Source organism: uncultured Nitrospira sp. (assembly GCA_902500695.1).
GTDB lineage: Bacteria > Nitrospirota > Nitrospiria > Nitrospirales > UBA8639 > Nitrospira_E.
On record CABVRQ010000049.1, the window covers coordinates 18350 to 29982 of the forward strand.

Annotated in this window: 8 protein-coding genes and 1 pseudogene; 7 read left to right on the top strand and 2 right to left on the bottom strand. The window is 50.3% G+C overall.

Annotated features, from left to right (window positions below):
- Nucleotides 1–1108: 1108 nt before the first annotated feature.
- The 7 genes and pseudogenes from AAH187_RS12725 to AAH187_RS12755 all read left to right on the top strand — a co-directional run bounded on the left by AAH187_RS12725 (nt 1109) and on the right by AAH187_RS12755 (nt 10187).
- Nucleotides 1109–1840, top strand: coding sequence for a TetR/AcrR family transcriptional regulator (locus tag AAH187_RS12725; RefSeq protein ID WP_342348839.1), 732 nt, complete (start codon nt 1109–1111; stop codon nt 1838–1840).
- A 251-nt stretch (nt 1841–2091) separates the two neighbouring features.
- The gene (locus tag AAH187_RS12730; RefSeq protein WP_342348840.1) at nt 2092–2571 is read left to right on the top strand and encodes a hypothetical protein; all 480 of its coding nucleotides are present in this window, start codon (nt 2092–2094) and stop codon (nt 2569–2571) included.
- 650 nt (nt 2572–3221) lie between these two features.
- Nucleotides 3222–4172 (top strand): DUF4105 domain-containing protein, encoded by a 951-nt coding sequence (locus AAH187_RS12735; RefSeq protein WP_342348841.1) that lies wholly within the window; start codon nt 3222–3224, stop codon nt 4170–4172.
- Nucleotides 4173–4393: 221 nt separating this feature from the next.
- Nucleotides 4394–4867, top strand: a complete 474-nt coding sequence (locus AAH187_RS12740) for a hypothetical protein (protein ID WP_342348842.1) — start codon at nt 4394–4396, stop codon at nt 4865–4867.
- A gap of 217 nt (nt 4868–5084) precedes the next feature.
- On the top strand, nt 5085–6953 hold the full coding sequence (locus tag AAH187_RS12745; RefSeq protein ID WP_342348843.1) for a hypothetical protein: 1869 nt from the start codon (nt 5085–5087) through the stop codon (nt 6951–6953).
- Between the two features lie 227 nt (nt 6954–7180).
- Nucleotides 7181–7282: pseudogene (locus AAH187_RS12750) on the top strand (transposase); the annotation flags it as partial.
- 547 nt (nt 7283–7829) lie between these two features.
- The gene (locus tag AAH187_RS12755) at nt 7830–10187 is read left to right on the top strand and encodes a fatty acid cis/trans isomerase (RefSeq protein ID WP_342348844.1); all 2358 of its coding nucleotides are present in this window, start codon (nt 7830–7832) and stop codon (nt 10185–10187) included.
- Between the two features lie 222 nt (nt 10188–10409).
- On the opposite strand, the gene AAH187_RS12760 is transcribed toward AAH187_RS12755, so the two are convergent.
- Nucleotides 10410–11120, bottom strand: a complete 711-nt coding sequence (locus tag AAH187_RS12760; protein WP_342348845.1) for a DUF3313 domain-containing protein — start codon at nt 11118–11120, stop codon at nt 10410–10412.
- Between the two features lie 316 nt (nt 11121–11436).
- Nucleotides 11437–11633, bottom strand: a 197-nt coding sequence (locus AAH187_RS12765; protein ID WP_342348846.1) for a hypothetical protein, incomplete at its 5' end; no start/stop codon positions are given.

Below are 11633 nucleotides of genomic sequence, written 5' to 3' on the forward strand. Positions count from 1 at the left end.
AATTTCTTAACGATCGCCGCGGGTCCTCCTCTCATCTATCAAATTTTTAGCACGGAGCCGGATACGGTCACCGGCGGTTTCTCCTGGGTGACCCGCTGGAGTCTGGAATTATTCAAGGGAGACCTCAAGCTCCGGCATAGCCAAATTGGAACCCGGGAAATCGGGGGATGATGGCCGCCCGTATCAATGCTATTCAAGGCATTACTGTGATTATTGATAAAGACCTTTCCATGATTTTTTCTATAACTTGCGGTACAACTTTCATCCGGCCGATGATAAGAAAATGACGGATTTCACCATTTTCTTGGGCTGGACCCTGGACTGAGATTGCTTGGAATAAAAACAGAAGACGACCCTTCACCTTCAGTATCCCATCAGAAACCATGACTCCCTTTCCTCTATCATCAATGAATCCTTCCTGGGCTTCCTAAAGAGAGCAAGGAAACCAGCGTGAGGAAGAAGGCTCTCTTTCAAACTCTTTTCCCAAAGTCAGCGGAAAAATTATCCTTCAAAACGGTCGGCCGCCAGTTTCAATGTAATTTTCTCTGGTCGTGACGACTTCCGACTTAAATAACAAAGCAAAGGTGAAAGGTCCGGGGCGTGAGTTATTATTACCCGATTCAGCATTCCCCAATATCCAGAGAGAGTCACCATTGCGAACTTCGTCTTCTTCCCGATGCAGCAGGTCGCAGCAGGTTTCTAGCGACCACAAAGGAAAATTCACCCGGTAAGACCCCGGGTTCTTTCAATCTCCACAATGTCCAGGAATGGATAGCAGCGTTCGGCATTGGACGGTAGTCAGTGCATCGTCGTGCCCTTCATCCGAACAAAGGCGCTCCGTTCGGGGGGGCTGTCTTCGTGGCGGGCGATCAAATTGAATAAATGAAAAAGCACCTGCACTTCATGACCATGGATCCCCGGCAGCGCCCTTTTCCTATCCCAAATGCCTCCCCATAAACGACAACCCGAATCGCACAGATCAGTTCCGAATCTATTTCCTCCATCTATGCACTGAATTACTCATGTAAATTTCGCGTGAAAATTCTTCAAGTACAGTGCAATACGTCATTTTTTGACGTAACGTCGTTTTTTGTGCTATACGTAATGAATGGCCACCTCAGAAAGAAAAAAACGAGATTACGCCCAACGGGAAACCCTGATCGTCAACACGGCCAGAACCCTGTTGTTGGAGTTTGGCTATTTCGATCTCAACATGGATCGAATTGCGGAAATCACGGAATACTCAAAGGGAACGATCTATCAGCATTTTTCCTGTAAAGAAGAAATTTTAGTGGAAATGCTCATCCAGTCCGCAAAAAAATGTGGCACGTTTCTCGTCAGAGGTTCCCAGTTTCTGGGCACTCCCAGGGAACGAGTCGCTGCCATGGTTTTAGGATACGATTTATTCATCCGGCTTAATCCGGATCATTTTAAATCAAAATTACTGCTCCAGAATGAATCCATAAGGGGAAAGGCTTCTCCGGTTTTCCAAAAAAACCTGGAAAAGGCCGAACAGGAAAATATCGGGCTTGTCTTCGGAGTTTTACGGGACGCTGTGGAAGAGGGCCACGTCCAACTCCGGAAGGGGGTGACCATCGAGGAGGTGACCTTCGGCTTGTGGACGGGAATCTTTGGGGCGTATGTGTTGATGTTTTCAGAAGTGAATCTGCTTGCCCTGGGAATTTTAGACCCGAGAAAGGCGTTGTGGGCAAACATTCATGCGTTATTGGATGGATTTGGCTGGCATCCATTTTTTCAGGAATTGAATTGGGAACAAACCAGGAAACGCATACTCAAGGAAATTTTTCCTCAAGAGTCCCGTGGAACCGGTATTGCGTAGAGAGAACTATTTTTGGCCAGGATGACTGAGAGTCAAAATTGGACTATTCAAGTGAATGGTAAAAACAAAATGATGAAAGAACATCCTCAAGGTCGTGGAGGATTCCTGGAGGATAGCAATCAGGTCAATGAAACGCGAAGTGGCGGACAATGGCGATTGAGAACCTATTTCCCCAGATATAGTCGATGCAGCGTGATCCCCCCTTGGTGAAAATAATGGGGAACGTGTAAAATCAAGAAAGGAGTGACACCATGAACCCAATAGCCAGAACGGATGTTTCCAATACAATCCTACTGTCTCTCACCCTTTATTTGATGGTGTGGTCGTGCCTAGGGATACCTTCGAATTCAGAAGCGATGTTGGTCGCCGGGAACGTGTTGAGCGGAAGGGAATTGGGTCCCAGGGCTGATCTCAGGGAAAAGAGCACTGCCGTCCTGCGTGATCCCCAAAGATGGGAAAAAAGATTGTTCGCCGTTCCGCTTCCTCAGCAGATGACCCCCAAATACGACCTTCAATGGAAGCACGGTCCAAATTTTTCTCTCAAAGATCCAGGGAAGTTACCGGGTATCCAATTTGGCGTCGAGATGCATAGCTTCCAAGCGTTAGAAGGAGTCATTCCCCAAGGGGGCCTTCCGAAAGACATACATGTGAATCGTGACCGGCCGCTCCGGCTTCCTCCCTCTCTCAATGCCCCTGACTATAACGGAGGATTTTTCCGGTTCACATGGTAAAAACCGAATTTAATTTTTGACTCTTGGGCCTCCCGCCAAAAATTGAGGTCCACTTGTTCGCTTTTGTTGAACGGGATGGTGACGTTCCGGGGGATTCAGCAAAGGCTGTGCCCTTAAGGTGATACCGCAGTTTGACGGCCGGCGCATGTCAGTTAAACGAAAGAACCATGCGATTAACGACATGAACGACCATCTGGTCCTGGCCCCAAAATACCGGAGGCGGGGACCGTTGGGGGAGGAGATCTGATGACTTCAGGAACAGGCGTTTCGCGGGAGTGAGGAGGACTTTGGTTTTGAGCGGGTCGAATGAGAAGGGTTTTGGAAATCGCGTTCTTTGGACGGGGAGCTTCACTTTTTCTCGTATGCTGTCCCCTGCACCAGAATGTCTCCCGAAACCGGCGCAGGCATCTTTCAGATTCAGATTCTGAACACTCTTGAAGACATCCAGATTGTCGTTTGTGGTTTTGCTAGTATGTCAGCATTTCTGAATCTTTTGCTTTATTCGCGACTGGCATGCTTATTGTGTTGTCTGTTTCGCCAAAAGCAAGAGAAAGTACACCTCAATTCTGACCCGCGTTCATAAAGGAATTCCCCTGCGACAGATAGCAAGGTATGCCGGTCTTTTCCTGGGAGCGTTCCTGATTTTTGGAATGGGTGTCTGGGGCACCTTCGCGTTATATTTTGACGGGCCGGAACATGACATGCTCCGGACGCTCCTGGCTTCATGCTTTGGTGTCGCCACCCTGGCGGCGTTGGCCGGCTATTGCACCAGGCGAGGTCGATGGATAGCCACTGGATCCTATCTCAGCCTCTTTTTCGTGCTCTTTGTGTGGTGGAGCATGATCGAACCGTCCAATGATCGCGTGTGGCAACCGGAAGTGGCAGTGCTTCCATATGCTATTTTCGATGAAAATCTCATCACCGTCCACAACATTCGGAACTTTGACTACCGTACCGAAACGGATTTTACGACGGCCTATTACGATCGTACCTATGATCTCAGCAAACTGGATTCCGCGGACATTGTCGCCGCCTATTGGATGGGTCCGATGATTGCGCATATTTTTCTCACGTTCGGATTTGGCGATGACCACTTGGCCATTTCCATCGAGGCCAGGAAGGAAGCCACGGAAGGCTATTCGTCAATCAGAGGATTTTTTAAACAGTACGAGCTGATCTATATTGTCGCCGACGAACGGGATCTGATCCGGGTCAGGACGAATTATCGAAAAGATCCACCCGAAGACGTGTATCTGTATCGGTTGGCCGGATCACCTGAAAACGCCAAACGGGTTTTTCTGGAGTATATGAATACCATCAACGAACTCCGCGAACGGCCGAAGTTCTATAATACCCTTACCGCCAACTGCACGAATGTCATCTGGATGCATGCGCGTTTGAATCCCGGCCATGTGCCATTTTCCTGGAAGATTCTACTCAGTGGATTCACCCCTGCCTATCTCCACGAGCAGAGAAAATTGGACACCAACATTTCCTTTGAAGAATTGCAGCGTCGTTCCCACGTCAATGAAAGGGCATGGCAAGCCGATCAATCTGCTGATTTTTCCGGCCGCATCCGTGCCCGTCCTCTTCCTCTCTGATATCCGCAAACAGGACTCTAGTTGATTGTTGATTCGCAGCCCTTGCGCCATTTCAGTTCCAACAGTTCCCGCGGACCGGTTGAATCTCCTTTTCTTCAGCGTTTACTTTAATTCTGACCTTTGCTACGCTGCCTTCCGCAAATCCAGGCGAAGATGTGAGAAAGCAGCGTTCTCCCGCCTAGCCATTTATCATCTACCTACCTCCAAGGAGTATTAGCGTTATGAAGCAGTTCATCATGTTTGCCGTCGTCGCCACCATCATGTGTGTGACTCCAGTTTTCGCGGAGAATGCACAAATCACCAATATGCAAATTTTGATCGATAAGGTCAAAGCCGATAAAAAGCTGCTCATCGCCAGCAATATGGATTTGACGGACAAAGAATCCAAGGATTTCTGGCCACTCTACGAGGGCTATCAAAAAGAACTCGAACAGTTAAATCAGCATTTGGGCGGACTGATCAACGAATATGCGGAAGCCTACAATAAAGGGTCAGTGCCTGATAAAGTGGCCAAGGATCTCATCAACGAATCAATCAAAACTGAGGGAGCGGAAGTCAAAATGCGGAGGGAATATGCCGAAAAGCTTAGCACCGTCCTTCCGGCTCATAAAGTGGCTCGCTATCTGCAAATGGAGAACAAGATCCGGGCTGCGATCAAGTTTGATCTCGCGGCCAATATTCCATTGATGGATTAGTCGAGGCTCCTAGAAAGTGTTTTGATTTGTGCCTCTGCAAGGATGGTACAGGTTCAGTTCCTCGGTTTCTCGCAGACTGGGCCGACTTGCTCCTCCGGGAATGGAGGAGTGAGTCGGTCGTCCAAAGGTGTAAACGGTTGAGCCAATCCGGAAAAATTGGATTCGGGATTAACCGTAGTCAGTTTTAACCCAATTTTCTGAAAAGAATGGACAAGTAATGACGGGTACCGAACCTAAGGGCTTCTGGTTTTTCGTCATCTTCACCGCTGTCATGATGACCGGTTGTCAGACGCCGGTCGGGGTGTCCCGTGTCGATCCGGAAACCGTTCGTCACCAATTAACCAGAAACGTCCTATCGACAGGAACGACGAGCCCCTATTCCGATAACGTACTCCGTGTCACAGATCTGACTGACGCCTATTTTGATGATCCCCGCAGTGCGTTGAACACGTTGCATCATTTCCTTCTCGCCGAAGAGCAACGGAAAGCCCCCCTCGCGTTCGCACTGGCGGAATTGTCTTTTCTCTATGCAAGAAAAACGAACCAACCTTCCTATTATCTGGCGGCAGCCTTGTATGCCTATGCGTATTTGTTTCCCGAAGATTCGTTACGTCTCCCAGACCCGTTAGATCCCCGTGGGCGGATTGCGGCCGATTTGTACAATCGGAGCCTGACGTCAGGATTTATTTCAAAGGATCGGTTCGTCATGAATCTGGAATCCGGCACCTATACCCTTCCTTTCGGAACGTTACAGGTGGAGTTGCCCGACAATCACCTCCGGTGGGAAAACCGGCAACTCACGAACTTCATTCCCGTCGCAGAGTTGGAGGTCCGTGGATTACAAAACCGGTATCGTCAAGCTGGAATCGGGGTCCCGTTAGCGGCCGATCAAATCCCGTTAGGTCAGGAGGAAGGGTTGCAGATATCCAAGGGCAAGATGCCCGTGACAGCGTTCATGAGGCTTCCCCATCTTCTGGAACAACTGAAGAAGGGGGCTATTCAGGGAGACTGGGAGCTGTATAACGCCTATGATCAGAAGACGGTCACTATCCAGGGAAGGGTTGTGCCGTTGGAAATTGAGTTTACCTCCTCCCTGGCCGCCAGTTTGGCCGAAGCCCCGGTCTGGGCACGGGAACTGAAGGGGTTTTTCATGGGAGATTCCCTGGCGGGTGGCTCAGGAGAATTGATTGCCCTGGAACCGTATAGACCCGGTCGTATTCCGGTCGTCTTTGTTCATGGGACTGCCTCCGGCTCTGGAAGGTGGGCTGACATGACCAATGATTTAATCGTCGACCCTTCAATACGAAATCAATTTCAATTCTGGTTTTTCTCCTATGACACAGGAAATCCCATTCTGTACTCAGCGGCATTGTTTCGAGAAATCCTGCAAAAGACTGTGGACCAACTGCAACGGAAATATCAGGATCCTGCTCTCCAGGCCATGGTGATCATTGGACATAGTCAGGGCGGCCTGTTGACCAAACTCACGGCTGTCGATTCCGGAAATACCTTTTGGGATGAAATAAGCCACCAACCACTGGAGGGCATGAAGCTTTCCGACCAGACCCGTGACTTACTGCAACGAAGTCTGTTTATTGAATCCCTGCCATTTGTGAACCGCCTGGTGTTTATTGCCACACCCCAGCATGGGAGTTACGTGGCTGGAAGTTGGGGTGCGCATCAATTGGCCAAATTCGTGAAACTGCCCGGTCGGGTGATGTCGGGAATCACCGATCTGATGACTCTCAAATTGGATACGCTCAAATTGGATTTACAAGGGATGAATTTGGGAAGTGTGTCGGCGATGGAACCGGGAAGCCCGCTCATGAAAATCCTGCCCGTGACTCCACTGGCTCCCGGAGTTTCCGGCCACTCAATTATTGCTGTGGAAGGTGACGGACCCGTAGAGGAAGGGAACGATGGTGTCGTGGCCTATCAGAGTGCTCATCTGGAGGGAATGGCATCTGAATTCGTGGTTCGTTCCGGCCATTCCTGTCAATCGAATACCCATACCATCCAGGAAGTTCGACGCATTCTCCTTCTTCATGCCCGAGAACTCTGTGAATCCCATCGTGTCTGTCCTTAGGGCATTTCTAAAAAACCCTGCTATAGCTTAGCGTCATCTGCGATACTGCCCACCTAAGGAGGATTGCTCATGCCGACACCCAGCCAACTCAGTTTTTGTGATCTCGTCATTTGTTACGATGCCTGAGTTCAAAGGGGGCTCCCTCAGTCCTGCTCGCCGCCCATGCTCCCCAGAAGGACTTTCGCGGAATCTTGTAAGGCATCCTTCGCCGCTCCAAGCCGCAGAATGGTGGGCGGCCTCCCTTTGAGGCCCTGTTGATGGTCAACATCCTTGTCCTGCAAGCCCTCTATAATTTATCAGATGATCAAATGGAGGATCAGATCCGTGAGTGATCCCTTCCTCATGCATTGCGATCATGACCATATGAGGGAACGAATGACTCTGATTGTTCGCGTTGGCATCGGGTGAAGGGTTCGAGAAGCGGCGCAAGCATTTTCTGCTCTGTAGCCGATAAACATTCCCTCGCTCCAAAGATTCCTTTCCGTCCGATGTACTAACAGAGGAGCACTTTAGGAGCCTGTTCACCAACGCCTGCGCCGGTCAAACGGTTATTCAGCAAGTCTTCCTCAGACGCACGCTGTACCCAAACCAGAGCCGGGATGGCTCATGCCGCACAAAACATTCTGCACAAATCAGGAAAAAAGAAACGCTGCGTTGAAAGAAGTCTGAGTCGAATGTGAGTAAACATGCCAGTTGGTTCCCGGCTCACGTTTGAAGATGTGTTCGTTTTTTCTGTGAAATCGGTCCATTGAAAAGGGGGCATGGAGGGAAGAAAGTTAGCCTTGTTCGCTATCCCTTGGATATAGTGGGAGTCGTGAATAGGACCGTGAAAAAAAACGGACTTGAATAAGTGAGAATCCAACCTGAGGAGAGACGATGACAGATCGACCATACGCCCGCATTATTTTCCTCCTGCTTCTCACGATCATCGTTGGTGGTTGTGCCATCTTTGCCGGGATACAGCTGGATCACCAATTCGGGTCTTCCTCGCCGCAAAACCGGCTGACGAACCCAAGCGGGGTACCAACAGTCAGCTATCGACAGGATGTGAAACCGATTCTTGAGGCCCGATGTATCGTGTGCCATGGATGTTACGATGCCCCGTGTCAACTCAATCTCAGTGCCCATGAAGGGATTGAACGCGGTGCCAATAAAGAACTGGTGTATAACCCCGCTCGATTATTGGCCATGGAACCAACCCGGCTTTTTGTCGATGCGCATTCACCTTCCGGATGGCGGGAGAAACAGTTTTTCCCGGTATTAAACGAACGGGTGCAGACAAAAGAGGCCAATCTCCAAGCGAGCCTGATGGCGAAGATGTTACTCCTGAAGCGGCAGCACCCGCTTCCCACAGTCAGCCCGCTCCCACCCAGTTTTGATTTTGGCATCGAGCGCGCTCAATCCTGCCCGACGATGCCGGAGTTTGACTCTTTCGCCGGCGACAATCCCTTATGGGGGATGCCCTATGGTTTACCCGGTTTAGGCGAACAGGAACATGCCACGTTGATGACGTGGTTAGAGGAGGGCGCGGCCGATGAAGCACCAGCCCCGGTGAGAGCGGGTGTCCTTTCCAACATCTCGGAGTGGGAAACGTTTTTGAATGGCGAGACACCGAAAGAACGATTAATGAGCCGGTATCTCTACGAGCATCTCTTCCTGGCCCATCTGTATTTTGATGACCTCGCCCCCAAGCAGTTCTTTCGTCTCGTACGATCCACCACCCCTCCTGGTGAAGCCATTCATCTCATTGCCACCAGACGGCCTTACGATGACCCGAAAGTGGATCGTATCTTTTATCGCTTTGAGCCGGTTCGGGACACGATTTTGTCCAAAACCCACATGCCGTATGTGCTCAATACCGCGCGAATGTCCCGGTATCACACCCTCTTTTTAGAGCCGGCCTACGAGGTGCAAGCCCTACCGTCTTATGACCCGGAGGAGTCGGCCAACCCTTTTGAAACCTTCAAATTGATTCCGGTGAAATCCCGGTATCAGTTCCTGCTCGATGAAGCCCGGTTTACCCTGATGAATTTCATCAAGGGGCCTGTCTGTCGAGGACAGGTGGCGCTCAATGTGATTAATGAGCGATTCTGGATCGTCTTTGCAAACCCCGACGGCCCGACCCTGGCCCATGTGGCCCAATTCCTTGAAAAAGAAGAGAAGAATCTTCGGATGCCTACAGTCGAGCAGAGCAACGCGACACCCCTCGGGACCTGGCTGAAGTATTCTCAATTAGAAAAGAACTATGTGTCCGGCAAAATCGAGTTTATCCAACAACATCTATCGACACCGGAAGACATTTCACTCGACCTGATTTGGGATGGCGATGGTCAGAATGACAATGCGGCGCTCACCGTGTTTCGACACGAGGATAATGCGACCGTCGTCAAGGGTTTTGTTGGCGACGAGCCCAAGACGCTGGTGTTGCTCGGGTATTCCCTGCTTGAGCGCATTCATTACTTGCTGGTTGCAGGGTATGACATTTATGGGAATATCGGTCATCAGTTAAATTCCCGCCTGTATATGGATTTTTTGCGAATGGAGGGGGAGCTTGATTTTCTCACCCTGCTCCCGGAACGTACGCGAACCAAAGAATGGAAGTACTGGTATCGGGACGCCGGGGAAAAGATCGAGGATTTCGGTGCGGGGTATTTCAATAGCATCAATCGGCAGACAGGGATTGAGTATCGCACGGCAGATCATAAATTAGAATTGATCGGGTTGGTGCGCGAACGCCTCGCGCCGGTCTTGCATGCGCCGTATGCGATAGAGAAGTTCGGCAATAGCCACGTTCGTCAACAGTTGAAAAAGTTATCGCATCTCCAAGGAAAAGCCGTGTCCTGGTTGCCGCAAAATGCCATCTTATCAATTGGCGGGTCCAATGCTCAGGTGGTGACACTCATCCATGATAACGGTCTGAGCAATGTGTCCCATCTCCTCTTTGAACAGGAACGGCGTTTGCCGGAAGAAGATACCGTTACCGTGGTGCGAGGGTTTTTGGGCGCCTATCCCAACGCGTTTTACCAGGTCGAGGAATCCACGCTGGAAGAGTTTGTCAGCGCCGTGGAACATCTCGGGAGTGAGGAGGATTATCAAGCCCTGCTCAATCGTTTTGGTGTCAGACGGAGTGATCCTGATTTCTGGATGCATAGTGATGCCATACAGGCTGCCTATCAGAACGAGGCCCCTATTGAAGCAGGTCTGCTTGACTATAATCGTCTGGAAAACAGGTAAGACGTGGCGAGGGGATCATCATGTTTTCAAAGATGAAGACCATTCCCATATAGACAGGAAAAAACAGCTCCAGGTTGAGAAGAAGATCCGGCTGAAAGCCAGAGAGGAACAAGGGCGGTCCAGGACACCGTTGATTTTATCCCCGCCACCGTGATCGGGGGAGACTGTGTTCTTAGCCCGTTAGCTGTTGTTGTTATTGTGATGGGGAAACTGGAGGGAGGCTTACTGAATGTTTTTCTGATATTCGCGTATCCCGCGTTCCTCGTCTAAACGTTGTCGAAGTTTGTTCGCCCAATAGTCAAATATTTCCAGCACGGGTCCCAGGGAATCCTTTTCGCGCGTCAGGAGGACCTCTGAGCTTATTCGCTTTTCAACATAGGCAACCAGTCGTTCATGGCTCTGAGTATCCAATATTTCGGCCTCAATGGCCGCCTCTCCCTCCAGGGCATTCATGCCGGAAATCTTTTCGGAAGCCTGGATCAGGAAATCGTTGGCGAGGGGAAGCAGCGGGACCGACGATGCCAACGCCGGGCGTTCCAACAGCACATCCGTCAGGGCCGTGCGAAGGCGCAGGACCCCTGGACCGGGATCCTTCACGATCACATATCCTCCGGCCAGCGCCCGGCTCATGCTTTCCTGGAAAGCCAGAGCCAATCTCCAGGCTGTTAACCCGTCAAGACCACCATACTCAGAATGTTGGCTGGGAAAGATCACCAGGGGATCCAGCATGATGGTGGTGTATTCTTTGAAATTGACACCCGGCTTCCGATAACTCCAGGCACCACTGTCATCAGGGGAAGGACGAAGGCTGGCGTAATCGGTTAAAAAACCGGAAAATTTCAAAGCTTCCATTTTTTGTGCACATCCGGACAAGCTGAACAGCACGCACAAGAGAACCGTCAGCCGTTGTATTTGCGGAAAGGTGTGAATCACGGTATCCTCAATTTTTTCGATATTTAAGGTTGACGAGTATATCCCGTCTATTCCATAAAGGCCATATCGCGGCCGCTTTTTCAATCAACTCCATTTAGCAAAAGAGGGTGTCTCATGATGAGAACATGGCTTGTGGTTTGCGTTGGAAGTCTTTTCCTCCATGGATGCATGGAAGTGAAGTATGTCAAGGCCGGTGCCACGGAAGCGGATTTTGAGGCTGATAGAGTTGAGTGCCGCAGTCACATCCTGATGTCGCCCACCGGCCCGGTCATCCCCAGTGGTCAAATGGGAAAACCAGGGGTCAGCCAAGGGTTCATCACTCATTCGGCTGAGCAGTCGGCACAACAAGAAGTTGACCAGTGTTTGCGAGCAAAAGGATGGGAACCGGAACCGCAACCCAAGTGAGTTGCTGAGAGAATTCAAGCGCAATCGGGCTGTCGTTGTGAAGAACGACTCTTAATGGGAGTGTTGAATAATACTGTTCTCCATGGGCAAAAACCCCCAGGGCGACTT